This window comes from Nocardioides carbamazepini (genome assembly GCF_024614185.1).
Classification (GTDB): Bacteria; Actinomycetota; Actinomycetes; order Propionibacteriales; family Nocardioidaceae; genus Nocardioides; species Nocardioides carbamazepini.
On sequence record NZ_JAHTLF010000003.1, the window covers coordinates 1 to 23,292 of the forward strand.

The following is a 23,292-nucleotide window of genomic DNA, read 5'->3' on the forward strand; positions in this document are numbered from 1 at the left end:
CCTGCGACCGGCTCGCCGCCACCGACGACCTGCCCCGCGACCACGGCTCGAAGCCCCGCGTGATCGTGCTCATCGACCAGGACTCGTTGAAGCAGCAGGTCATCGACGCCGGCTACGCCCGCGGCGGCCGGACCCCCACCGGAGCCCGGCTCTCCGCCACCGCCGTGCGGCGGATGGCGTGCGACGCCGAGATCATCCCCGCCGTCCTCGGCACCGCGGGCCAGGTCCTCGACGTCGGACGCGCCCAACGGCTCGTCACCGCCGCGATCTGGATCGCGCTGGTCATCCGGGACCGACACTGCGCGTTCCCCGGCTGCACCCGCATGCCGCTGGCCTGCGACGCCCACCACATCACCCACTGGGCCGACGGCGGCACCACCGCGCTGCCGAATCTCGTGATGGTCTGCCGACACCACCACACCGTCCTCCACCACACCCCCTGGGTCGTGAAGATCGATCAGGACACCCGACAACCCGTCTGGACCCCACCACCCCGCGCCACCCTCGACTCACTCCACGGCCGAGTCACCTACGCACCCGCCCGACCACGCGCCGCCTGAGGCGCGGCCGGGGCCGGGGCCCGTCGCGCGGTCGGCGAAACCTTGGGGTCCGACCCTGATGCCCGGCGGCGGGCGGATTCCTAGCGTGGTCCCATGGTCCTCCCACGCCTGCTCCGTCCTGCCCTGTTCGTCGCGGCCGGACTGCTCGTCGTACCCGGCACCTTCGCGGTGAGTCCGGCGACGGCCGCCCCCACGGCTGACCCCACGGCTGACTCCACGTTCGCGCCGACAGCCGGACCGGTGGCCAAGCCGGTCGCCACGGCCGCGCCGGTCACGGTGAGCGAGCCGGCCGGCAAGGTGGTCGTGAAGCTGAGGCTGGCGAAGAAGGCGCCGCGGAACCTGTCGCTCTCGTGGTCGACCGTCGCCGGCTCCGCACAGGCAGGCAGCGACTTCAAGGCCGCCCGGGGCACGCTCACCGTGCGGAAGGGGAAGAAGGGCGCCAAGGTCAAGGTGGCCGTCGTCGACGACAAGGTGGCCGAGTCCACCGAGACGTTCCACGTCAAGCTCACCGGGGCGGCGAAGGTGCGCCCGGCCAAGGTTCCGGTGACGATCCTCGACGACGATGGCGGCACGGGGTCGGGAGGTCCTGGCGCGGGCACGCCCTTCCCGCAGACCATCTCCGGCACCCTCTCCGGCACGACCAAGACCGCCGTCTTCAGCGGTGGCACGGTGCCGGACACGCTGCACGTCGAGTGGAGCGGGACGATCTCCTACGTGTTCCAGCCGAACGACCCGGTCCTGGGCACGCCGTGGGCGGACCAGCAGGTCCACTACGCGGTCCAGTCCGCCACCGTGACCTGGACCGCGAGCGGCTCCTGCACCGGGTCGGGCACCCTGACCGGGCCCCAGCTCACCGGCGCCTTCACGGTCGACGCCACCGCCGCCGGGATCGGGTACGACGAGGACCCGGCCGCCTGGGACTACGCCCTCCTGCTCGCCCCGGTGAACAACAGCACCGGCAACATGCCGGTGTCCTGCGGCGGCAGCCCCGGCAACGCCGCCGGCCGGGTCGGGCAGGGCGGCTTCGGCGGGGCGCTGGTCTACAACGGCCACGCCACGCCCGAGCAGCCGGTCAGCAACCGGGTGTCCGCGGACCGCTACACCTACGCCGGCACGGCGAACCCGCCGACGCTGACCTACGACAACACCTGGAGCCTGAGCGGCAGCGGCGTGGCGGCGTACCCGCCCGCGGGCTGAGGGACCCGGCACCTGAGGACAGCGGACCGGCACCTCAGGCGGAGGTGCCACGGGGTGTCTCGTTCCTAGCGTGGTCCGCATGACGATCCTGCTGTCCGATCCCCGCGTCCGTGCGGTGCCCGTCGTCGAGTGCGGGGAGCCACTGGTCCGGCTCCCGCACGACCTCGCACCGTCCGGGGCCCTGGTGCGTGCCGGGCTGGCGTACCGGCTGGTCGCGGCCGACGGGATGCTGCCCGCCGGCATCCGGCTCCGGGTCGTCGAGGGCTTCCGCGCGGTCGAGGAGCAGCGCGCGATCGTGGCGTCGTACGGCGCCGAGCTGGCCGCGCTGCACCCCGGCCTCGGGGACCAGGCGCTGGAGCGGCTGACCAGCCGGTTCGTGGCGCCGGTCGACGTGGCGCCCCACGTGGCCGGAGCGGCGGTCGACCTCACCCTGGTCGACGTCTGCGGCGAGGAGCTCGACCTGGGCACGCCGATCGACGCGACCCCGGAGCAGAGCGACGGCCGGTGCTGGTTCGCGGCGGCGGGGATCGGCCCCGACGCCCGGGCGCACCGCACCCTGCTCGCGAGCGTGCTCGAGGCGCAGGGCCTGGTGAACTATCCGACCGAGTGGTGGCACTGGAGCTACGGCGACCGGTACTGGGCGCTGGTGACCGGTGCCCCGCACGGGCTCTACGGCCCGCTCGCCTCGGCAGTGGCGGCATGAGCCGCACCGGCGGCCTGGCCGTGCAACCGCGCGCGCTGGCGCAGGGCACCCCGCAGCTGACCGTCGACCTCGCCGCTGTCGCCCGCAACACCCGGACCCTCGCCGACCGCACCGCCGGCGAGCTGATGGCCGTGGTCAAGGCCGACGGCTTCGGTCACGGCACGGTCGATGTCGCCCGGACCGCCCTCGCCCACGGTGCCACCCGGCTCGGGGTCACCAGCCTCGCGGAGGCGTGGACGCTGCGGGACGCGGGTCTCGTCGCGCCGCTCCTCAGCTGGCTCAACCCGGTCGACGCCGACTTCCCCGCGGCCGCCGTCCGGGACGTCGACGTCGCGGTGCCGAGCCTCGCCCACCTGGCCGCGGTGGCCGCCGGTCCGGGTCGCAACCGCGTCCATCTCCACGTCGACGCAGGCATGGCCCGCGACGGCGCCGAGCCCGAGGAGTGGCCGGCGCTGTGCCGTGCCGCCCGGCGTGCCGAGGTCCGGGGGCAGGTCGAGGTCGTCGGTGTGATGGGCCATCTCGGCTGCGCCGACGACCCCGCCGACGACTGCAACGCGTTGGGCCGCACCCGGTTCGCCTGGGCGGTCGAGGTGGCCCGCGGCGCGGGCCTGCGCCCCCGCGACCGACACCTCGCCGCGACGGCGGCGACGCTCACCGACCCGCGCGCCCACCACACGATGAGCCGGGTGGGCGCCGGCCTGGTCGGCATCGACCCGTCCGGGACCACGGCGCTCGAGCTGGCGATGACACTGACCGCGCCCTTGGCACAGGTGCGCCGCGTCCGGGCCGGCACACCTGTCGGCTACGGCCACACCCACCGCACGGCCCACGCCACCCACCTCGGCCTGCTCCCGCTGGGGTACGCCGACGGCCTGCCGCGCGTCGCCTCCGGCTGTGCCGAGGTGCTGGTGCGCGGCACCCGGTGCCCGGTGGTCGGCCGGATCTCCATGGACCAGGTGGTCGTCGACCTGGGCCGGACCGGCGCGGAGGCGGGGGAGTGCGTCACCGTCTTCGGTCCGGGCGGGACCGCCGGCGGCGGTGAGCCCACCGTCGCCGAGTGGGCCGCCTGGGCCGGCACCATCGAGCACGAGATCGTCACCGGGATCGGCGCCCGCGTCTCGCGCCGGACCCTGGCCGCGCCGTACCTGAGGCGGCTCGCATGAGGACCCGGGTGGCCGTCATCGGCGGCGGCGAGAACTGCGAGCACGACGTGTCCGTCGCGAGCGCCGCCTCGGTCGCGGCGGCGCTCGATCCGGCGACCTACGACGTCGTCCCGCTGACCATCGGTCGGGACGGGGCCTGGCGCGACCGGGGGCTGCGCCCGATCGGGCTCAGCGGCGCCGCGCAGGTGCTGCGCGGCTGTGACGTCGTGTTCCCGGTCGTGCACGGTCCGCGTGGCGAGGACGGCGCGCTCGCCGCGTTGTGCGAGCTCGCCGGCCTGCCGTACGTCGGCAGCGGCGTCCGCCCCGGCGCGCTGGCCATGGACAAGTGGGCGACCAAGCTGGTCGCGCAGGCGGTCGGGATCGCGACGGCGCCCGGTGCCCTGGTCACGCGCGCGACCGCGTCGCACCTGCGCTGGACCCACCCGGTGGTGGTCAAGCCGGTCGCGGCCGGGTCGAGCCAGGGCGTCAGCCGGGTCGACGTGCCCGAGGCACTGGCGCCGGCGCTGGACGCCGCCTTCGCGCTCGACGACCGGATCCTCGTCGAGGACCTGGTGGCCGGCCGGGAGGTCGACGTCGCGGTGCTGCGCCGCGCCGACGGGACCCTGTTCGTCCCGCCCGCGCTGGAGATCGTGACCGACGGGATCTTCGACTACGACGCGAAGTACGGCGGGAACGCGGACTTCCGGATCCCCGCGGCGCTCGACGAGACCGACGCCAAGGCGTTGCAGAACGCGGCGACCGGGGTGTTCGAGGCGCTCGGTTGCGCCGGTGTCGCCCGGGTCGACTTCTTCCTCACCGAGGCGGGACCGGTGCTCAACGAGGTGAACACCATGCCCGGCATGACCGAGCACTCCCAGGCGCCGCGGATGTTCGCGGCCGCCGGGATGACGTACCCGGACCTGCTCGACGAGCTCGTCCGCGGCGCCCACCGGTGAGGCTGCCGAGTCCGGAACGAGTGGGCGGCCTCGACCTGCTCCGCGGGCTCGCGGTCGGTCTGGTCCTCCTGCGGCATGCACTGCCCGACCTCGCACCCGGGGCCGGCGTCGTCGGCGTGGTCATGTTCTTCGCGCTGTCGGGCTACCTGATCACCGGCGTGCTCGAGCGGCGTCCACCCCTGCGCGACTTCTACACCCGCCGCGCCCGGCGGCTGGTGCCGCCGCTGCTGGTGCTGGTGGCCGGCGTCGTCCTGGTGACGCTGCTCGTCGACCCCCTCGGCGACCGGGACGAGCTCGGCTGGACGGTGCTGTGGGCGCTCACCTGGACCGGGAACCTGCCGTTCGGGCACGCCAGCGACGCGACCTTCCACCTGTGGACGCTGGCGACCGAGGAGCAGTTCTACCTGCTGTGGCCGGCAGCGCTGCTCCTGCTCGGCCGGGGCCGCGCGCTGGTCCTCGCCGCCGTCGGCACCGCCCTGGCCTGCGTCGCGACGACCTGGTGGCTGGCGGAGGACCCCGACCTCGCCTACTCGCTGCCCACCAGCTGGGCGGGGTGCTTCGTGATCGGCGCCGCCGTGCGGCTGTACGGCGACCGGCTGGAGCCCCGTCTCCCGACCTGGGCGGCGCCCTCGGCCCTGGCGGCGCTGGCGGCGCTGAGTGTGATTCCCTTGCGGGGACACGCCCTCACCTACCTGGCAGGAGGTCCGGCCATCGCCGCGCTGACCGGTGTGCTGATCCTCGCCTGCCGGAGCCGGGTCACCGTGACCGGACCGCTGCGCGTGCTCGTGGCGCTGGGCACCGTGTCCTATGCGGCGTACCTGTGGAACTACCCGCTCTCGCTCTGGCTATCCCCGCTCCCGGCGGTGCTGCTGACCCTGGTCGCGGCGGCGCTCTCGTGGCGCTACGTCGAGGCGCCGCTCCAGCGCCGGTGGTCCCGCCGGCCGACCGGAGCCGAGGCCGAGGTGGCGGCATGAGTACGGTGAGCCGCTCGGCGCGCTGGCTGCCCGACCTGCTCGCCGGCGTCGCGGCGTTCGTGGTCGGCCTGGTCGAGATCAACCGGTACTACTACGCCGAGATCTGGCCGCCGCTCGTCGTCATCACCGGCGTCGCCGTCGCGGTCGGGCTGTCCCGGGCCCTGCCCGGGGCCGCGCTCGCGGTCGCCTGGTTCACCGGCCTGCTCCAGGTCCTCACCGGCGTCGACCCGATGGTGACCGAGGTGCTGCTCGCCGTCGTCGCGTTCGGGTGCGCGCGGTGGGGGCGGCTCCCGACGGTCTGGCTCAGCGGCCTGTCCATCCCCGCCGGGGCGGCCATCGCCGTCGTCTGGCTCTCGCCGTACTCCTTCTACGAGGGGCTCGAGAGCCTGGGCATGGGCGGCCTGGCGGAGGACGCGTACCGGGCCGGCGGCTACGGCGCGCGCGCGACCGCGGGCATCCTCGCCATCGCCCTGCTCGCCACACCCTGGCTGCTCGGCCTGGCGCTGCGGTTCGCCTCCCGCTCGCAGGACTCGCGCCGCTCGCAGGTCGCCGCGGAGGCGGAGCGTGACCAGGCCGAGGAGATCGCCCGGCTGCGCGAGGAGCAGGCCCAACTGGCCCGCGACGTGCACGACGTCGTCGGCCACTCGCTGGCGGTGATCCTCGCGCAGGCCGAGTCCGCGCAGTACCTCGAGGACGCCGACACCCAGGGCCTCAAGGTCACCATGGCCAATATCGCCACCTCGGCGCGCTCCTCGCTCGACGACGTCCGGCAGGTGCTCGCCTCGACGGCGCAGCAGCCGGGCAGGGCGACGCCCGCCACCCAGCACACCGACCTGGACAGTCTGATCGAGGGGGTGCGGGCCAGCGGGCACGAGGTGCTCGCCACCGAGATCGGCACGCCGCAGCCGATGCCGCCCGAGCTCGCCGTCGTGGCGTTCCGGGTGCTCCAGGAGATGCTCACCAACGCGATCAAGCACGGCCCGCGCGACCAGCCGGTCCACGTCGAGCGGCACTGGCACGGCGATCTGCGCATCGAGGTGCGCAATGCCGTGGCCCCGGACCAGCCCGCTCCCGACCTGACCCACCCGATCGCGGTGCCGCTCCCACCGCCTCCCCCACCCCCGTCCTCCCCGCCTCCGGCCGGGGGCGGCCAGGGGGTGGACGGCATGCGCCGCCGGCTCGAGGCGATCGGCGGCCGGCTCGACGTCCGCCGGCGCACCGACCCGCCGTCGTTCACCGCGACCGCCTGGGTTCCGGTGCGGGCGCGATAATCGCGGGTGTGAGCGAGCCGATCAAGGTCCTTCTCGTCGACGACCAGGAGCTGTTCCGCGAGGGCGTGCGGGTGATCATCGACGCCCAGGACGGCATGGGCGTCGTCGGCACGGCCGGTGACGGCGTCGCGGCCGTGCGGCTGGTCGACGAGCTCGCGCCCGACGTCGTGCTGATGGACGTCCGGATGCCGGAGATGGACGGCGTCGAGGCGACCCGGCAGATCTTCCTGCCCGACCGCACCGCCCGGCGCGAGCGCCCGGTGCGCGTCATCGTGCTGACCACCTTCAACCTCGACGACCGGGCCGCGACCGCCATCCGGTACGGCGCCAGTGGATTCCTCCTCAAGGGCACCACCCCCGTGATGCTGCGCGACGCGATCCGGACCGTCCACGCCGGCAACGCGGTGCTCGCACCGACCGACCTGTCCACCCTGCTCGACAGCCAGTTCAGGACGGCCGCGGCCCCGCCGCCGGCGTACCTCGGCCTCACCGACAAGGAGCGCGAGGTCTTCGCGGCCGTCGCGAAGGGCCTGTCCAACCAGGAGATCGCCGGCCGGGTGTTCCTCAGCGAGTCGACGGTGAAGACCCATGTCGGCGCGATCCTGCGCAAGCTGGGCCTGCGGGACCGGGTGCAGATCGTGGTCTTCGCCCACGAGCACGCGCTGGTCGGTTGAGCGTGCCGAGCCGTCACGACATCGTCACCTTCCAGGACGCGCCCGTCCCGCCGGGCGCCTCGCCGTGGGTCGACGGCGCCGGTCCCAGCCCGGACGTCGCGGTCGTCCCGCCGGATCCCGCCTGGCCGGCGCGGTTCGACGAGATCGCCGAGGCGGTACGCCGGGCGCTGGGCTGGCGCGCCCTCGTCGTCGAGCACGTCGGCTCCACCTCCGTCCCCGGCCTGCCCGCCAAGCCGGTCATCGACGTGGACCTGGTCGTCGCGGACCCGGCCGACGAGGCGGCGTACGTCCCCGCGTTGGAGGCGCTCGGCCTTGAGCTGCGGGTGCGGGAGCCGTGGTGGCACGAGCACCGGCTGCTGCGCGGCACCGCGCCCGCCTGTCACCTGCACGTCTTCGGCCCCGACAGCCCCGAGGTGGTCCGGCACCGGATCTTCCGCGACTGGCTGCGCGGCAACCCCGACGAGCGGGAGCGGTACGCCGCCGCCAAGCTCACGGCGGCGGCCGCGTCGAGCGCGGCCGGTGAGCACGGCATGCAGTACAACGCCCGCAAGGAGCGGGTGGTCCGGGAGATCTACGGGCGGGCGTTCGCCGCGACCGGTTTGGCGTGATCGTCGGCGCCGTCCCCCCGGGGGGCCGGGCTGTCGTCGTACCCGGCGTCCGGGTCGTCCGGGAGCCGGATCAGCGACCCGAACGCCGGGTACGACGCTCGACGGTGGCGATCACCCGCCCGGCGGGTCGGTGCCCAGTGTGCGAGGACGTCATCGAGCATGAGCTGGTGGGGTGAGCGTGCCGAGCCCGGCACGGCCGTCATCCGGGAGCCACGACGGGGACCGGGGCCCGAGCCCGGTCCCCGTCGTGGCGGATCAGTCTCCTCGGATCAGTGCAGCGCGCCCCGGCGTCGTCCGGTCACCAGGACCGCGACTCCACCCAGGATCAGCGCCAGGGCGCCGATGATCAGGCCGATGCCGACCGGCGAGCCGGTGCCGGGCAGGCCACCGGAGCTGCTGACTCCGGCGACGTCGCCGCCGCGACCCTTGCCGCCGCCGGCGCTCTCGCCGCCGACGTCCCCGGTCAGGACGACTCCCGCGTCCCACGTGGGATCGATGCCCTCACTGGCACCGACGGTCCTGTCGTAGGACCGCACCAACGCGGTGTTGCTGTCGTCGAGCACGATCGGTCCGGTCGTACCGCGCACCCGGTGGGCGTCCGAGTCCCGTGCGTCGTCGCTGCCGGCGTTGCGGCGGGTGAACTCGTACCTCTTCGCCTGCTGCTTCGTCAACGTGAACCGGACCTGGTAGGTGCCGGCCGGCAGGTTGTCGAACAGGTAGCGGCCCGCCGCGTCGGTGAGCGTGGTGGCGACCACCCCGCCGGTGCGGACGTCCAGGAGCTCCACCTGCACGCCGGCCAGCGGCTTCTCGCCGACGCCCTGACGACCGTCGTCGTTCTTGTCGATCCAGACGAGGTCGCCGATCGCGTAGCTCTTCAGCATGAAGCCGAAGTCCAGCGTCGGGTCGCGGTCCCCGTCCTCGCGGAGACCACCGGTCAGCGACGTGGCCTCCCACAGGTCCGAGTCACCCTCGCGGTCCCCGACCTTGGCCGGTGCGGGGGTGTAGGGCGCGAGCGCCTTCGCCGAGGCAGTGCGGTCGATCCGCACCCGGTAGGTGTCCGATCCGGTCAGGGCCGGCAGGTCGTCGAACGAGTAGCGCCCCTCGGCATCGGTCGTCCGCGGCCCGACCGGCTGGCCGAACACGTCGGTCACGGGCTGGCCGTCCGGACCGACCAGGACCAGCACGACGCCCGGGATGCCGGGCTCGCCGGCGTCCTGACGGCCGTCGCGGTCCTCATCGAGCCAGACCAGGTCGCCGACCGAGACCCGCTTGAGCACCACGCCCGCGTCCCAGGTCGGGTCCACGCCCTGCGTGGCCTCGAAGTCCTGGTCGGCGTAGCTGCCGCTGAGGGCGGCGTTGGTGTCGTCGAGCCGGAACGACGCCGTCAGACCCGCGGCAGGATCGGCCTGCACGTGGGCGTCGGAGTCCTTCGGGTCGTCGCCCGCGTCGGTGGCGGTGAACTGGTAGCGCGCGGCCTGGTCGGGCGTCAGCGTGAAGCGGACCCGATAGTCGCCCTCCCCCAGCTCGTCGAACAGGTAGCGGCCCTGGGCGTCGGTCGTCGTGGCCTCGACCACGTCGCCGTGCACGTCCCTGACCGGTTCGCCGTCGGCGTCGGTCAGCTCCACGCGTACGCCGGCCAGGGGCGCCTCGTCGGCGTCCTGGATCCCGTCGCGGTCCCGGTCGATCCAGACCACGTCACCCACGGCGTACGACTTGAGCATGAACCCGAAGTCCAGCGTCGGGTCGTGCGCACCATCGTCCTGCAGCTCGCCCGGAAGGGTCGAGACCTCGCCGGTGGAGGAGTCGCCGGCACGGTCGCCACGGCCGGCGGGGGCCGGCACGTACGGCTCGAGCACGTCGCGGGTCTGCGGTTCGTCGGCCACGATCCGCACGGTGTAGGTCTCCGTCCCGGTCAGCGCGGGAAGCCGCTCGAAGACGTACTCCCCGTCCGGACCGGTCCGGACCGGCAGCACGGGCTTGTCGTCGATGTCGGTCACCGGCTGGCCGTCGGGACCGACCAGCTCCAGCAGCACGCCGGGGATCCCCGGCTCACCCGTGGTCTGGCGTCCGTCGCGGTTCTCGTCGAGCCACACGAAGTCGCCCACCGAGACGGCCTTGGGCCGGGTGTGCGCCCGCCACGGGTCGTCGTCGGTGACCTTCTCCCGGGAGTGGACGCCGATCCCGGTGACGCTCGCCCGGTCGACGTGGCTCTGGGCGAAGTCGTCCAGGGTGAGCGTGCCGGTGCACTCGAACTTCGCACCCGGCTGGAACGGACCGGACCACTGAGTGCCCGGCGTCGCACCACCGGGGAACACGCAGGCCAGGTCCTGCACGACACCGGCGCCGGAGACCAGCTCGTCGGAGACCTCGATGTCCGTCAGGGGCTCCCCGCCGTCGTTCGAGATCGTGAACCGGATCTGCTGGGCCTCGTCGATGGTCAGCTCCTTGCCGGGGCCGGCGGCGTCGAAGTCGCCGTAGAAGCCGTCGTTGACGAGCGCCCCGGCCGCGTCGTAGAGCGGACCGGAGGACGTCGGCTCGACGGTCCACTTCTCGATGTCGATGCTCGGCGGGTCGCCGGGCTCGATGGTGGCGTGGCTGTCGTCGATGATGTTGACGATCGGCTCGGTGACGTCGGAGGGGTCGTTCACCCTGACGACGAGGTACGCCGCGATCGGCTGGCTGGCGTCGAGCACCGTGCCCGTCTTCTGGCGCAGGGTCACCGTGCGCTCGGCCGCGGCGTAGACGGCTTCGAGGTTGCCCCCGATGTCCCGCGGCCCGGTGGCGGCGCCCGCGCCGGTGGCGGCGTCGGCCTCGTCGACGAAGCCGACGAAGCTCACTCCGGCCGGCAGCTTGTCCACGACGGGGCTGATCACCACGCCGTTGAAGTTGCCGTGCGGCAGGAACTCGACCCGGTAGGTGTAGAGGTCCCGGACCAAGGTGCCGTCGGCGTCGACGTAGGCCTTGAGGGTCGGCACCCACTCCTCGTCCCACGGGTCGAAGACCCGCTTGCGGACCTCCGCCTCGTCGCCGTACGACGTGGACTCGGTCGTGTGCTCGGACCAGTAGTGCTCCTTCTCGTCCTCGCCGTAGAGGACGGCCCGGTTGCGGATCTCCAGCGTCTCCTTGACCGGAGGCGGACCGGCCGCTCCGATGGGGCGGGTGGACAGGTCGATGACGACGCGCCACTCCTTGTCCGTGCCCCGGGCCTGGGCGAGCGCCTTGCCCGCGTCGCTGAGCTCGATCTTGAGGTCGCTGCCGACCTTGGTGACCACGAAGTGCGAGGAGTCGAGATTCTGGCCGTCGTACTTGCTGCCGCCGCTGCCGTCGCCGGGGACGATCACGTCGGACAGAGTGCCCGGGAGCACGAAGAGGTCGGGGTCGACGGCATCGATGATGTGGCTCTTGGCCGCGTCGATCCCCTTGCCGCCGGCGAGGCGGAAGGTGTAGCGGACCGTGGTGGACTCACCCGGGTCGACCTCGGTGCTGCTGGCGACACCCGACTTGGCGAAGACGGTCTCGTCGTTGTAGCCGTCCGTGCCGTCGGGGAGCTCGACGACCGTCACGTCGACCTGGCGCGAGGCCGGGCTGCCGGTGGTGTAGTCGAAGGTGGCCGTGTTGCGCAGCCGGTACGCCGTCGCGCCGGCGATCGTGGTCGAGCCGGCCTTGGTCAGGCCGGTCACGCTGTTGACCAGCACCTTGGCGCGGATGTCGACGTTCGTGGAGTCGTCCTTGCCCACGTTGATCAGCAGGACCTGCCCGCTGACGCAGTACGTGCCAATGAAGGCGTCGCCGCGGAAGTCCGCCGCCGAGGTGCCCGGGCACGTGCCCGCGTTGTTCAGCGCGAGGCCACCGGCGCCGCCGGAGCCACGCCCGACGGTGCTGATGAAGCTCGGATCGCCGGTCTTCCACGAGGCCTGGGTGGGCAGCTCGTCACGGATGACGACGTTCTGGCCGAGGACGCGGTTCGGGTTCGCGCCGTCGTTGTCCCACTTCGTCAGGTCCGCACGCAGGGTGTAGGTGAGGTCCTCCGGCGGAGTGAGGTCGCCGTCGGCGTCGGTCTCGACGTTGCGCGAGGACCAGCTCGCGCTCTTGGCGAAGGCCGCGTTCAGGTCCGGCCCCGGGTTCGGGTCGGCCACGGTGCCGCGCAGGCGCAGGTGGGCGGTCCGCTCGATGCTGCCGCCGAACTTCGCGGTGTTGTTGAGCTCGATCTGGAAGTTGCCGTGGCCGGCACCGGCCACCAGGGCGTCGTACTTCGCCTGGAGCGCGGTCTGCAGGGCGAGACGCGCGGCCTCGTCGGGAACGCGGACCCGGTACTCGACGCTGAGCAGCGACGGCGCGGGGAGGTCGACCCTGGTGGAGAAGGAGTCGCCGGTCAGCGTGGGAGTGAAGGGGAACGGATCCTGGACCGTGCGGTTGAGCAGGTCGTCGTCCCAGGAGGTCAGCTTGGCCGCGAACGAGCCGGGAACGTACGCCAAGCCGGACGGCAGCGTGTCGGCGATCTCCCAGTTGGTGCGCGCCGGGCCGGCGTTGGGGGTGTCGACCTCGAGCCGGTAGGTCAGCGTGTCGTCGAGGATCGCCGGGGAGACCGCGACGACACCGTTGGTGACCGTGACCCGGTTGTTGGGCCAGACCAGCGGGTTGCCGCTGGGACGGTCGGAGCCGTTGAGCTTCTTGGCGTACCGCTCGCTCGTCACGTTCGCCGGCTGGTCGCCGTTGTTGACGATGACGACGGGCACCGAGCTCTGGTCGCCGTCGACCTTCCAGGTGATCGGCTCCTTGGAGCTGTGCTCGACCGAGTCGACCGTCAGGTCGATGTCGAAGACACCCTGGTTGACCGTCGCGGGCCACGGGTCCTTGAAGGTGATGACGACCTTGTTGCCCGTCTGGGTGATCGACTCGATCGCCTCGTTGCCGCTCGGCTTCGACACCACGACGTTGGGGTCGAACTCGAACTCCACGGACGTGCCGGCGCCGACGCTGCGGTCGTATTGCACGCGCAGCTCGAGCTTGTCGCCCTCGTTGAGCACCGTGCCCGGCGCGACCGGCTGGCCGTTCTTGAGCAGGCTGCTGGTGATGCCGGGCGTGGCCGCACCGGCGGACGGGCTGATGCCGGCCACCGTCAGGATCGCGAGCAGCAGCGCGATCGTCATCGAGAGCACGCGTCGGGCGTGCGAGCTGTTTCCGGGCGCGCCAGTAGGCGCCGGGCTGGACCTGGTCACTGAGATTCCCTCCGTATGAGACCAAACGCGAGCAGCACCCGGAACCGCTCCGTGACATCGGCCCTCCCGAGGCCGGTCACCGCTCCTACCTTCATCGCCGACGGAGGGCAGGACAAATCCGGGAGGAGCGCTGTGAGGGTGACGTTCATCATCGAGTTTTCGCGTGATAATTCCGTGGTCAGGAACGTCTGAGCAGATGGGCCAGACGTCTGCCGACGACAGCGAGAACGGCGGGCGTCAGCGGCGCCGCGGGGTGCGCCGGCCGGGCATTTCGTGCTGCGGGAGGTGTGCCGGCGGTTCGACGTCGGTACCCGCGGATGAGCGCACCGTCCTGGTGCCTAGACTCGGGCTCGTGCATCGGTTGGTCGCGGCAGGAGCCTTCGTGGTGCACGTCCTGTTCGTCGGCTTCACGGTGATCGGCGGCTTCCTCGCCTGGCTGATGCCGTGGGTGTTCATCCCGCACCTCGCCGCCGCGATCTGGGGCGGGCGGATGGCCGCGACCGACGCGGCCTGCCCGCTCTCCCGTCTCGAGGACTGGGGCCGCGAGGGAGCCGGCAAGCCGCGCATGGACGAGCGCGGGTTCATCGCGCACTACCTGGAGAACCGGGTCTACCCCTCGCGCCTCGCCCGCCGGGTCGAGGTCGTCGTGGCCACGGTCATCCTGGGTTCGTGGCTCGGGTTCGCGATCCGCTGACGCCGGTGTCGGCAGGTGCGTCGGGTGCGTCGGGTGCGGCGCAGTCGAGTGCGGCCAGGTAGCCGAACACCAGCGCCGGGCCGATGGTCGCCCCGGGCCCGGCGTACGTGTGGCCCATGACGGCCGCGCTCGCGTTGCCCGCGGCGTAGAGGCCCGCGATCACGCTGCCGTCCGCGCGCAGCGCCCGCGCCCGCTCGTCGGTGAGGACGCCGCCCTTGGTGCCGAGGTCCGCCGGCACCATCCGGGCCGCGTAGAACGGAGCCTTCGTCAGTGCGCCGAGGCTCGGGTTGGGCTTGTTCGTCGTGTCGCCGTAGTAGTGGTCGTACGCCGACGCACCGCGGTGGAAGTCCGCGTCGACGCCCGCCCGCGCGAATCCGTTGAAGCGGTCCACCGTCCCCGCCAGCACACCCGTCGGTACGCCGATCGCCGCCGCCAGCTCGCCAAGGCTCCCGGCCCGGGTGATCGCGCCGTCCGCCAGCCAGGACTTCGGGAGTGGGCGGCCGCCGGTGACGCCGGCGAAGAGGTAGCGGTCGCGGTAGGTCTGGTCGAACACCAGCCAGCACGGGAGGTTCTCGGCCGGGCCGTCCCCGGCGCCGTACCGGCCGCCGAACATGCGGTGCGTGGCCTCGACGTACGGCAGCGACTCGTTCATGAACCGCTCGCCGCGCGCGTTGACGATGATGCTGCCGGGCAGCGACCGCTCGGCGAGCGCGAACCACGGGCCGCGGGGGAGCGGGATCGACGGTGCCCACCAGGCGTCGTCCATCAGCGCGGTCGCCGCGCCCACGTCGAGCGCGGCGCGGATGCCGTCACCGGTGTTGGTGGCGGCACCGAGGGAGAGCCGGGGTCCCGCGGGCTCGCGCTGGTGCTCGGCGCGCATCGCGGCGGAGTGGTCGAAGCCGCCGCAGGCCAGGACGACGCCGCGGCGGGCGGTGATCCGGTCGCCGGCCGTGGTGAGGACACCGGTCACCCGGTCTCCGTCCCGGATCAGCTCGGCCAGGGCGGTGTCGAGGCGGAGGGGTACGCCGAGCTCGCGCAGGCCCACCAACAGGGACGACGACAGCGCGCTGCCGAGCCCGACGAGGCGGCGGCCGCGCAGCCTTGCGAGGATCGTGCGGAGGCCGACGCGGAGCAGGTGCAGCGGTCCGCGCCAGTGCCGCAGCCCGGTGCTCAGCCAGCGGTAGTCGGACTGCTTGACCACGACGTTGAGCGGCGCCTTGGTGTAGAAGGGCTGCATCGTGGCGGCGTCCGCGCCGATCCGCCGGGTGTCGAACGGCAGCGGCTCGCAGGAGCGGCCCCCGGCCCGGCCGCCGGGCGCCTCGGGGAAGTAGTCGGAGTAGCCGCGCACCCACTCGAGGTCGAGCGCGGAGTGCTCGGTGAGGAAGCGCAGCGCCTCGGCACCCCGGTCGAGGTAGGTGTCGATCCTCGTCGGGTCGACACCGGCTGCCGGGTCGACGATCGCGTGCAGGTAGCGCCGGGCGTGGTCGAGATCGTCGGCCGGGACATGCTTGCGGAGGACGTCGTTCCCGGGAATCCACACGCCGCCACCCGAGCGGGCGGTCGTGCCGCCCCAGACCGGCGCCTTCTCCAGCACCACCGTCGACAGCCCGTGCGCCGCGGCGGTGATCGCGGCCGCCATGCCCGCCCCGCCGGAGCCCACCACGACCACGTCGTACGTCTCGTCGGTCATCCATCACTCCTTGATAGCAACTCCGAATATGGGAGTGTCTATCAACTTGTGACGAAGTCCGCAACGTGGGAGGGTCGCCGGATGGCCCTGACCCTGCGCGAGCGCAACCGGATCCGGGTGCGCCGCGATATCCAGGATGCGGCCTGGACGCTCTTCGCCGAGCGAGGCTTCGCGGCGGTGACGACCGAGGAGATCGCCGCCGCGGCGGGCGTGTCGACGAGCACCTACTTCCGCTACGTCGCCGCCAAGGAGGACCTGCTCCTCCAGCCGCTCCTGGTCAGCAGCGCCGAGATCGTCGCGACGTACGCCGCCCGCCCGGACGACGAGCCGGTCGCCATCTCCCTGGCCGCGGCGATCCGCGAGCGCAGCGCGGAGGTGTCCGACGCGGAGCTGCGGCGCTGGCGGGCGGCGATGCGGACCGCGACCGAGCTCTCCCCGCGGGTCGTCCTCATCGCCGACGACGACCGGGCGGCGCTGGTCGCGCTCGCTGCCGGCCGGATGGGCGTGCCCGACGGCGACGTCCGTGCGGGCGTCGCCGTCCAGGTCGTGCTCGCGGCCGCCGAGTACGCCTACCGTCGCTGGCTGGCCGTCGAGGATCAGTCGTTGCTCGAGCTGATCGGCGCGGCGTTGGACGAGGTCGTGTCGGGCGCCTGGCGCTGAGCCGGCTCCCAGGCGAAGCCGTCCGGGTCGCTCGCCGCGGGACCGCCGTCGGACAGCACGATCCGGTGCGAGCCGCTGCCCTCGATCGCGACACCGGCGTCCTTGGCCAGCGCCTTGCGGCTGAGCAGGCCGAGGGTCACCGCTCCCGCGCCGGACTCGAACTCGACGTACTTCCTGCCGAAGCTCTTCGCGACGCCGAAACCGCGCTCGACGTAGAAGCGCTTGCTCGCCGCGACGTCGTCGGCGCCGATGAGCAGCACGATGCTCTCGATCTCCCGGCTGGCCGGACGGGTGTTCTTCTTGGAGGAGCTGACCACCTTCCAGATCGCGCCGTCGGGCGCGCGGAGCACGCCGCCGTAGCCCCACAGGGACTTGGTGACCGGCTTGATCGTGGTCGCGCCCGCGTCCAGTGCTGTCGCGACGAGCCCGTCGACGTCGGCCGGCTGGGCCATGGTGAGCGAGATGTGGAAGCCCCGAAAGCCGTCGCTCGGCGCCGGGTCGGCGCGGAAGTCGAGCGGGAGGTCCGGCCCGAACGCGCGGGCGTAGAAGTCGCGGGCGGCGGCCGGGTCGGCCACCTCGAGGGTGAGGGTGTCGATGGAGTTCATGTCTCCGACGGTAGGCGCGCCGGACCGCCGCTGCTTCTCGATTCCTGACGGCTTCCGGGCGCGTCAGACCGGCAGGTCGTAGGCGGCGCGGGTGTTGTCCGCGAAGAACTGCGCCCCCTCCTGGTCCGTCGCCAGCTCCGCGACCAGCGGCACGATCGCGCCCAGCAGGTCGGCGTGCCCGACGCGCAGCGAGTCGATCGGCATGTTCGAGCCGAAGAGCAGCCGGTCCCAGCCCCAGGCCGCGACGGCGCCCTCCAGCCACGGCCGGAGGCTCGCGCCGGTGACCCTCGGCAGCACCATGCCGAGGCCGGAGAACTTGCACATCCAGTCGGTCCCCTCGGCCGCGACCCGCATCGCGTCCCGCCAGGCCGCGTGCCCGTCGGGACTGAGATCCTGCGGCGACCCGAGGTGCTCCAGGACGACCCGCAGGCCCGGCCGGGCGGCCAGGACCGATGCCCAGGCGGGCAGGGTGTCGGGGGTGGCCACGAGGTCGAAGACCAGCTCGTGGTCGGCGAGCCAGTCCAGGATCGCGGGAACCCCGGGGGCGTCGGGCTCGAGACCCGGGAAGACGCGGATCCCGCGGAGGTGGTCGTACGCCGCCTGCTGGTCCAGGTGCGCGACGAGCTCGGCGACCGGGAGCAGCGGGTCGACGGTGCCGATTGAGACGATCGGCACCGTCGCGGTGCCGCGCTCCCCCTCCAGCCAGCGTGCCTCCTCGAGATAGGCGTGGGGCGCCGAGCTCGCCGACACGTGCACCAGGCCGGCCAGGGTGACCGCCGGGTGGTGGCGCTCGGCGAAGTCGGCGTACCGGTGCCGGTCGAGCAGCCAGGGGCTCCCCGTCCCCTCGGCGACGCCGTGCAGGCGCGGGTACCAGGGGTTCGCGGCCGGATCCCAGAGGTGGGCGTGGGCGTCGACGATCGTCGGCGGGGTCATCGGTCTCCGTGGGTCGTGGGCGGGTCAGGACGCCGAGGCGCGGAACCGCCGCAGCCGCAGGCTGTTGGACACCACGAACACCGACGAGAACGCCATCGCGGCGCCTGCCAGCATCGGGTTGAGCAGGCCGGCGGCGGCCAGCGGCAGGGCGGCGACGTTGTAGGCGAAGGCCCAGAACAGGTTGCCCTTGATCGTGCCCAGGGTCCGGCGGGAGAGCCGGATCGCGTCGACCGCGACCTGGAGGTCGCCCCGCACGAGGGTGAGGTCGCTGGCCTCGATCGCCACGTCGGTGCCGGTGCCCATCGCGAGGCCGAGATCGGCCTGGGCGAGCGCGGCGGCATCGTTGACGCCGTCGCCGACCATGGCGACGACCTTGCCCTCGCCCTGCAGCCGCTTGACGACGTCGACCTTGTCGGCGGGCAGCACGTCGGCGATGACGTCCGCCTCGGCGATGCCGACCTCGGCCGCGACCGTCCGGGCCACGACGGCGTTGTCGCCGGTGAGCAGGACCGGCCGCAGGCCGAGCTCGCGCAGCTGCGCGATGGCGGTGGCCGAGGTCGGCTTGATCGCGTCGGCGACCACGACCACCCCGCGGGCCTTGCCGTCCCAGCCCACCGCGACCGCCGTACCGCCGGTGCGCTGGGCCTCCTCGAGCGCCGAGGTCAGCTCGGGGGAGAGGTGCTGCGACCACTCCTCCAGGAGCCGCGGCCGCCCGACCAGGACGGCGTGGCTCACGTCGCCGTCGAGCAGGACGCCCTGGACCCCGAGGCCCTCGACGTTGGCGAAGTCCTCGACCGCGGGCAGCGGACCGGCCTCGCGGGCGGCATCGGCGATCGCCCGGGCGATGGGGTGCTCCGAGGCGTCCTCGAGCGCGCCGGCGTACCGCAGCACCTCGGCGGCGTCCTCGCCCTCGCCGGCGACCACGTCACGCAGGGTCATCTTGCCCGTGGTGACCGTGCCGGTCTTGTCGAGGACGACGGTGTCGACCGCGCGGGTCGACTCCAGCACCTCGGGCCCCTTGATCAGGATGCCGAGCTGTGCGCCGCGACCGGTGCCGACCATGAGAGCGGTCGGCGTGGCCAGGCCGAGGGCGCACGGGCAGGCGATGATGAGGACGGCCACCGCGGCGGTGAACGCCGCCGCGAGCCCGTTGCCGGTGCCCAGCCAGAAGCCGAGGGTGCCGGCCGCGAGCACGATGACGATCGGCACGAAGATGCCGGAGATCCGGTCGGCCAGGCGCTGCACCTGGGCCTTGCCGTTCTGGGCGTCCTCGACCAGGCGCGCCATCTGGGCGAGTTGGGTGTCGCCGCCGACGCGGGTCGCCCGGACGACCAGCCGGCCGCCCACGTTGACGCATGAGCCCACGACCGGGTCGCCCGTAGCGACCTCGACCGGCACGGACTCCCCGGTGAGCATCGAGGCGTCGACCGCGGAGCTGCCGCGCTCGACGACGCCGTCGGTCGCGATCTTCTCTCCCGGCCGGACGACGAACAGGTCGCCCACCGCCAGCTGCTCGACCGGCACCGTGGTCTCGGTGACGCCGTCGGGTCCGAGGACCGCGACCTCCTTGGCGCCGAGCTCGAGCAGCGCCTTGAGCGCCGCTCCCGCCCGCCGCTTCGAGCGCTGCTCGAAGTAGCGCCCGGCCAGGATGAACGTCGTCACGCCGGCCGCGGCCTCGAGGTAGATGTTGCCGCTGCCGTCGCTGCGCTCGATGGTGAGCTCGAACGGGTGCGTCATCCCGGTGACACCGGCGGTGCCCCAGAACAGCGCGTAGAGCGACCAGCCCAGCGCGGCGAGCGTGCCGAGCGAGATCAGCGTGTCCATCGTGGACGTGCCGTGGCGCAGGTTGGTCCAGGCAGCCTTGTGGAACGGGTAGGCGCCCCACAGCACGACCGGCGCGGCCAGCGTGAGCGAGAGCCACTGCCAGTAGTCGAACTGGAGCGCGGGCACCATCGCCATCGCGATCACGGGCACCGACAGCACCGCCGAGATGACCAGACGGTTGCGCAGCGGCGCGATCGGGTCGGCCTCGTCGCCGGCGCCCTCCGCACCGCCGTCGGCGGACGGCGGCTTGGGCAGCGCGGCGCCGTAGCCGGCCGCCTCGACCGCCGCGACGAGCGCGTCGGTCGAGACGCCCTCGGCGTAGGAGACCTTCGCCTTCTCGGTCGCGTAGTTGACCGTCGCGGTGACGCCGTCGAGCTTGTTGAGCTTGCGCTCGATCCGGTTGGCGCACGAGGCGCAGGTCATCCCGGTGAGGGCGAGCTCGACCTGCTGCTGGGTGGGGTCAGTGTGCGTGTCCACTGCTCTCTCCGTGCTCCTGGGGCTGGCTCTTCCCGGTGCCGCCGGCGGTGACGGTGAAGGCCGCGGTGCGGACCACGCCGTCGTGCTGGAAGTCGAGGTAGAGGTGGTAGGTCCCGGCGCTGGGGACGGCGGTGTGGAACACGACGTCCGGCCCCGGCCGGGTCGTCCCGTCGCCGGGCTCCCCGTCCGGGTGGACGTGGAGGTAGGCCAGGTCGCCGGAGCGCAGCGCGACCAGGTGGCCGTAGGCGCCGAGGTAGGGCTGCAGGTCGGTGACCGGCTTCCCGTCCTTGCTGACGCTGAGCGTGAGCCTCGCGTCGGCACCGGCGTCCAGGTCGCCGTCGAGGGTGACCTGGTAGCCGTCTACGGTCGCGGTGCGGCTCTCCTGCGCGGGCGGCACGGCCTCGTAGCTGCCGTCGACCGCGAGGTCGGTGCCCAGGGTGAGCGCGTCGCCGCCGGTCGCCTTGAAGTCGGCGAACAGCCGCCACGTCCCGGGCGTCAGCGCCAGGTCGACGGACCAGGTGCCGCCGGTCAGGGTGGGGTGGACGTGCTGGAAGCCGCTGAGGTCACGCCGTACGGCGATCAGGTGGAGCTGCTTCTCGTGCTGCACGTCGTACGCCGTCACGGGGGCGCCGTCGGGTCCGTTGATGGTGAAGCTCACCGGGACCGCATCCCCGGGGAGCGCCCGGGGCTGGTCGAGGGTGAGGGTGTAGCCGTCCTGCGATGTCATGAGTCCTCCTGGGATCTCGGTCTCCGCCTCGGCGGGGTCCTGCGGGGTGTCGCTCGCGGTGGCGTCACCGGCGTGCGTCTCGTGGCTGGGCGCCGCCGAGTCGCTCGCGGCGACCGGGCCGACGGCCCGGCCGACGAGAAGGGCGATGCCGAACACGACGGCGGCGATGGCCCCGAAGCCGGCGAGCCGTGTCGGGGTGTTCATGCGAGCTGGTAGCCGGCCTCCTCGACGGCGGCCTTCACGGCGGACTCGTCGAGGGGGGCGGCGCTGGTGATCGTGACCGCACCGGTGGGCAGGTCGATCGCGACGTCCTCGACGCCGGTGATCTCCTGCACCTCCTCGGTGACGGAGGCGACGCAGTGGCCGCAGGTCATGCCGGTGACGGTGAAGGTCTGGGTGGCGCTCATGGCGAGCTCCTCTCCTGGTGGTGTGGGTGGGGTGGTCGGGGGACGCGTCAGGAACGGACCAGGCGGGCGATGGCGTCGGAGGCCTCCTTGAGCTTGATGGCTGCCTCCTCACCTCCCTCCTGGGCGGCGTTCACGACGCAGTGCGCCATGTGCTCGTCGAGCAGGCCGAGGGCGACGGACTGCAGGGCCTTCGTCATGGCGGAGACCTGGGTGAGGATGTCGATGCAGTACTGCTCCTCCTCGACCATCCGCTGCAGTCCCCGCGCCTGGCCCTCGATGCGGCGCAGCCGCTTGAGGTAGTCGTCCTTGGTGCGGTTGGCGATGTAGCTGTGCTGGTGCTCCGCGCCGGTTCCGGTGTGTGCCATGGCCCTGTGTCCTTCGTGTGCTGGGGTTCGACCTGTGTGAACAGGATACCCCCCTGCGGTATTCCGTGGTAGCGTCCCGCCTTGTCCTAAACCATACCCCCCTAGGGTATGAAGTCAAGCCGGAAGAAGGAGAGAACTCAGATGTCAGTCACGACTGCGCCAGCGACCAACCGGCGCTGGCTCGGGCTCGCGGTCATCGCCGCCGCCCAGTTCATGGTCATCATGGACACCTCGATCATCGGTGTCGCGCTGCCGGAGATGCAGCGGGACCTGGGCTTCACGCCCGAGAACCTGTCCTGGGTGTTCAACGCGTACGTCGTCGCGTTCGGCGGCCTGCTCCTGCTCGGGGGCAAGGTGTCCGACGTCTTCGGGGCGCGCAACGTCTTCGTCGCCGGGTGGCTGGTCCTCGCGGCCGGCTCGCTGGTCGCGGCCGTCGCCGGGAACGTCGAGGTCGAGCTCGCCGGGCGCGCGATCCAGGGCGCGGGCGCCGCGCTCATCGCACCCGCCGCGCTGACCCTGCTGATGATGCTGTTCGGCAGCGAGCCGCGCGAGCTGACCAAGGCCCTCGCCCTGTACGGCGCCGCCGCTCCCGCCGGCGGAACGGCCGGTGTCTTCCTCGGCGGGGTGATCACCGAGTACCTCAGCTGGCCGTGGGTGTTCGCGATCAACCTGCCGATCGCGGTCCTCATCCTCGCGCTCGTGCCCGGCTCGATGCCGGGCGGTCGCGCCGCCGGCTCGCGGCGCGTCGACCTCGTCGGCGCGGTCACCGTGACCGCCGGACTCGCCGCCCTCGTGTACGCCGTGGTCCAGGCCCCCGAGGTGGGCTGGGACGCTCCGCGCACGTGGTGGGTCCTCGCCGCGGGCGTCGTACTGCTCGCCGTCTTCGTCGTCCAGCAGGCTCGCGGTCGCGACCCGTTGGTCCGGCTCGGCATCTTCCGCGCGCCTGACCTCGCCGCGGCGAACCTCGCCCAGCTGCTGCTCGGCGCCGCCTGGATCCCGATGTGGTTCTTCCTGAACCTCTACCTCCAGCAGGTCCTCGGCTTCAGCGCCTTCCCCAGCGGCGCCGCTCTGCTGCCGATGACGCTGCTGATCATGGTCGGCATGGTCGTGCTGGCGCCCAGGGTGCTGGCCCTGGTCGGCGTCCGGACCGCGACCGTGAGCGGCCTGGTCCTGCTCGCCGTCGGCATGGCCTGGCTGGCGATGATCGACCCGGACGGCAGCTACGCGGTCGACGTACTCCCGGCCTCGCTGGTCGCCGCGCTCGGCATGTCGCTCGCCTTCATCCCCACCCTCGGCACCGCGATCTCCGCGGCACCGCCGGAGGAGGGCGGGCTCGCGTCGGGCATCGTCAACACGAGCTACCAGATCGGCTCCGCGCTCGGCCTCGCCGTGATGACCGCGATCGCGGCCGCCGCGGGTGCCGACCGGCTCGGCGACCCGGGCGCCCTCACGGAGGGCTACTCCGCGGCCTTCGTCGGCGCCGCGGTCGTGGCCGCGGTGGGTGCCGTGGCCGCCGGTGCCCTCCTGCGGGGCAACCGGTCGTGACCGGCCGGGACGTCCTCAAGGCCGCCGCCGCCTGCGCACTGCGCTGCGCGGCGGCGGCCCT

General features: G+C 73.0%; 20 protein-coding genes. 12 read left to right on the top strand and 8 right to left on the bottom strand.

All coding sequences use genetic code 11. The annotated features are described in order from the left end of the window. The 9 genes from KVF89_RS00595 to KVF89_RS00635 all read left to right on the top strand — a co-directional run. Positions 1-560: HNH endonuclease signature motif containing protein (locus KVF89_RS00595; protein ID WP_257422555.1), on the top strand; the 560-nt coding region annotated here is incomplete at its 5' end. A gap of 93 nt (positions 561-653) precedes the next feature. Further along, positions 654-1,757: a Calx-beta domain-containing protein gene (locus tag KVF89_RS00600; protein ID WP_257422556.1), complete on the top strand. Its 1,104-nt coding sequence runs from the start codon at positions 654-656 to the stop codon at positions 1,755-1,757. A 79-nt stretch (positions 1,758-1,836) separates the two neighbouring features. After that, on the top strand, positions 1,837-2,460 hold the full coding sequence (locus KVF89_RS00605) for a M15 family metallopeptidase (RefSeq protein ID WP_257422557.1): 624 nt from the start codon (positions 1,837-1,839) through the stop codon (positions 2,458-2,460). After that, positions 2,457-3,623, top strand: a complete 1,167-nt coding sequence (alr, locus tag KVF89_RS00610) for an alanine racemase (RefSeq protein WP_257422558.1) — start codon at positions 2,457-2,459, stop codon at positions 3,621-3,623. Before KVF89_RS00605 ends, alr begins: the two co-directional genes overlap by 4 nt. Continuing rightward, a complete protein-coding gene (locus tag KVF89_RS00615; RefSeq protein WP_257422559.1) occupies positions 3,620-4,558 on the top strand; it encodes a D-alanine--D-alanine ligase family protein in 939 nt (312 codons plus the stop codon). The genes alr and KVF89_RS00615 overlap by 4 nt, the downstream gene beginning before the upstream one ends. After that, the gene (locus KVF89_RS00620; protein ID WP_257422560.1) at positions 4,555-5,532 is read left to right on the top strand and encodes an acyltransferase family protein; all 978 of its coding nucleotides are present in this window, start codon (positions 4,555-4,557) and stop codon (positions 5,530-5,532) included. Before KVF89_RS00615 ends, KVF89_RS00620 begins: the two co-directional genes overlap by 4 nt. Further along, positions 5,529-6,803 carry a sensor histidine kinase gene (locus KVF89_RS00625; RefSeq protein WP_257422561.1) on the top strand — a complete coding sequence of 425 codons (1,275 nt, stop codon included), beginning with the start codon at positions 5,529-5,531 and terminating at the stop codon, positions 6,801-6,803. Before KVF89_RS00620 ends, KVF89_RS00625 begins: the two co-directional genes overlap by 4 nt. A gap of 8 nt (positions 6,804-6,811) precedes the next feature. Continuing rightward, complete coding sequence (locus tag KVF89_RS00630) at positions 6,812-7,477, top strand: response regulator (protein ID WP_257422562.1); 666 nt, start codon at positions 6,812-6,814, stop codon at positions 7,475-7,477. Positions 7,478-7,479: 2 nt separating this feature from the next. After that, complete coding sequence (locus KVF89_RS00635) at positions 7,480-8,085, top strand: GrpB family protein (RefSeq protein WP_257423002.1); 606 nt, start codon at positions 7,480-7,482, stop codon at positions 8,083-8,085. A gap of 269 nt (positions 8,086-8,354) precedes the next feature. On the opposite strand, the gene KVF89_RS00640 is transcribed toward KVF89_RS00635, so the two are convergent. Further along, positions 8,355-13,304: an SdrD B-like domain-containing protein gene (locus KVF89_RS00640; protein WP_257422563.1), complete on the bottom strand. Its 4,950-nt coding sequence runs from the start codon at positions 13,302-13,304 to the stop codon at positions 8,355-8,357. A gap of 352 nt (positions 13,305-13,656) precedes the next feature. Here KVF89_RS00640 and KVF89_RS00645 point away from each other — a divergent pair, with 352 nt between their 5' ends. Further along, positions 13,657-13,998: a DUF2784 domain-containing protein gene (locus tag KVF89_RS00645; protein ID WP_257422564.1), complete on the top strand. Its 342-nt coding sequence runs from the start codon at positions 13,657-13,659 to the stop codon at positions 13,996-13,998. On the opposite strand, the gene kstD is transcribed toward KVF89_RS00645, so the two are convergent. Then, positions 13,961-15,688: a 3-oxosteroid 1-dehydrogenase gene (kstD, locus tag KVF89_RS00650; protein ID WP_257422565.1), complete on the bottom strand. Its 1,728-nt coding sequence runs from the start codon at positions 15,686-15,688 to the stop codon at positions 13,961-13,963. The genes KVF89_RS00645 and kstD overlap by 38 nt on opposite strands. 81 nt (positions 15,689-15,769) lie before the next feature. On the opposite strand from kstD, the gene KVF89_RS00655 reads away from it, so the two are divergent. Further along, positions 15,770-16,348, top strand: a complete 579-nt coding sequence (locus KVF89_RS00655; protein ID WP_257422566.1) for a TetR family transcriptional regulator — start codon at positions 15,770-15,772, stop codon at positions 16,346-16,348. On the opposite strand, the gene KVF89_RS00660 is transcribed toward KVF89_RS00655, so the two are convergent. The 6 genes from KVF89_RS00660 to KVF89_RS00685 form a co-directional block, all read right to left on the bottom strand. Beyond that, a complete protein-coding gene (locus KVF89_RS00660; protein WP_257422567.1) occupies positions 16,285-16,953 on the bottom strand; it encodes a VOC family protein in 669 nt (222 codons plus the stop codon). The genes KVF89_RS00655 and KVF89_RS00660 overlap by 64 nt on opposite strands. 63 nt (positions 16,954-17,016) lie before the next feature. Beyond that, the gene (locus KVF89_RS00665; RefSeq protein WP_257422568.1) at positions 17,017-17,886 is read right to left on the bottom strand and encodes an amidohydrolase family protein; all 870 of its coding nucleotides are present in this window, start codon (positions 17,884-17,886) and stop codon (positions 17,017-17,019) included. 24 nt (positions 17,887-17,910) lie between these two features. Further along, positions 17,911-20,133, bottom strand: coding sequence for a heavy metal translocating P-type ATPase (locus tag KVF89_RS00670; protein ID WP_257423003.1), 2,223 nt, complete (start codon positions 20,131-20,133; stop codon positions 17,911-17,913). A gap of 37 nt (positions 20,134-20,170) precedes the next feature. Further along, positions 20,171-21,118, bottom strand: a complete 948-nt coding sequence (locus KVF89_RS00675; protein ID WP_257422569.1) for a DUF8832 domain-containing protein — start codon at positions 21,116-21,118, stop codon at positions 20,171-20,173. Then, entirely contained in the window at positions 21,115-21,321 is a 207-nt protein-coding gene (locus KVF89_RS00680) for a heavy-metal-associated domain-containing protein (protein ID WP_257422570.1), read from the bottom strand. The genes KVF89_RS00675 and KVF89_RS00680 overlap by 4 nt, the downstream gene beginning before the upstream one ends. Before the next feature lie 47 nt (positions 21,322-21,368). Beyond that, positions 21,369-21,686, bottom strand: coding sequence for a metal-sensitive transcriptional regulator (locus KVF89_RS00685; RefSeq protein ID WP_257422571.1), 318 nt, complete (start codon positions 21,684-21,686; stop codon positions 21,369-21,371). 141 nt (positions 21,687-21,827) lie between these two features. On the opposite strand from KVF89_RS00685, the gene KVF89_RS00690 reads away from it, so the two are divergent. After that, positions 21,828-23,231: an MFS transporter gene (locus KVF89_RS00690; RefSeq protein ID WP_257422572.1), complete on the top strand. Its 1,404-nt coding sequence runs from the start codon at positions 21,828-21,830 to the stop codon at positions 23,229-23,231. Positions 23,232-23,292: the final 61 nt, after the last annotated feature.

What these genes read in the sequence shown, in the direction of transcription:
- KVF89_RS00670 (WP_257423003.1), bottom strand. Translation starts at nt 20,133, where the DNA reads ATGACCTGCGCCTCGTGCGCCAACCGGATCGAGCGCAAGCTCAACAAG.
- alr (WP_257422558.1), top strand. Translation starts at nt 2,457, where the DNA reads ATGAGCCGCACCGGCGGCCTGGCCGTGCAACCGCGCGCGCTGGCGCAG.
- KVF89_RS00600 (WP_257422556.1), top strand. Translation starts at nt 654, where the DNA reads ATGGTCCTCCCACGCCTGCTCCGTCCTGCCCTGTTCGTCGCGGCCGGA.
- KVF89_RS00660 (WP_257422567.1), bottom strand. Translation starts at nt 16,953, where the DNA reads ATGAACTCCATCGACACCCTCACCCTCGAGGTGGCCGACCCGGCCGCC.
- KVF89_RS00675 (WP_257422569.1), bottom strand. Translation starts at nt 21,118, where the DNA reads ATGAACACCCCGACACGGCTCGCCGGCTTCGGGGCCATCGCCGCCGTC.
- KVF89_RS00680 (WP_257422570.1), bottom strand. Translation starts at nt 21,321, where the DNA reads ATGAGCGCCACCCAGACCTTCACCGTCACCGGCATGACCTGCGGCCAC.
- KVF89_RS00655 (WP_257422566.1), top strand. Translation starts at nt 15,770, where the DNA reads ATGGCCCTGACCCTGCGCGAGCGCAACCGGATCCGGGTGCGCCGCGAT.
- KVF89_RS00605 (WP_257422557.1), top strand. Translation starts at nt 1,837, where the DNA reads ATGACGATCCTGCTGTCCGATCCCCGCGTCCGTGCGGTGCCCGTCGTC.
- KVF89_RS00625 (WP_257422561.1), top strand. Translation starts at nt 5,529, where the DNA reads ATGAGTACGGTGAGCCGCTCGGCGCGCTGGCTGCCCGACCTGCTCGCC.
- KVF89_RS00665 (WP_257422568.1), bottom strand. Translation starts at nt 17,886, where the DNA reads ATGACCCCGCCGACGATCGTCGACGCCCACGCCCACCTCTGGGATCCG.
- KVF89_RS00690 (WP_257422572.1), top strand. Translation starts at nt 21,828, where the DNA reads ATGTCAGTCACGACTGCGCCAGCGACCAACCGGCGCTGGCTCGGGCTC.
- KVF89_RS00615 (WP_257422559.1), top strand. Translation starts at nt 3,620, where the DNA reads ATGAGGACCCGGGTGGCCGTCATCGGCGGCGGCGAGAACTGCGAGCAC.
- KVF89_RS00685 (WP_257422571.1), bottom strand. Translation starts at nt 21,686, where the DNA reads ATGGCACACACCGGAACCGGCGCGGAGCACCAGCACAGCTACATCGCC.
- kstD (WP_257422565.1), bottom strand. Translation starts at nt 15,688, where the DNA reads ATGACCGACGAGACGTACGACGTGGTCGTGGTGGGCTCCGGCGGGGCG.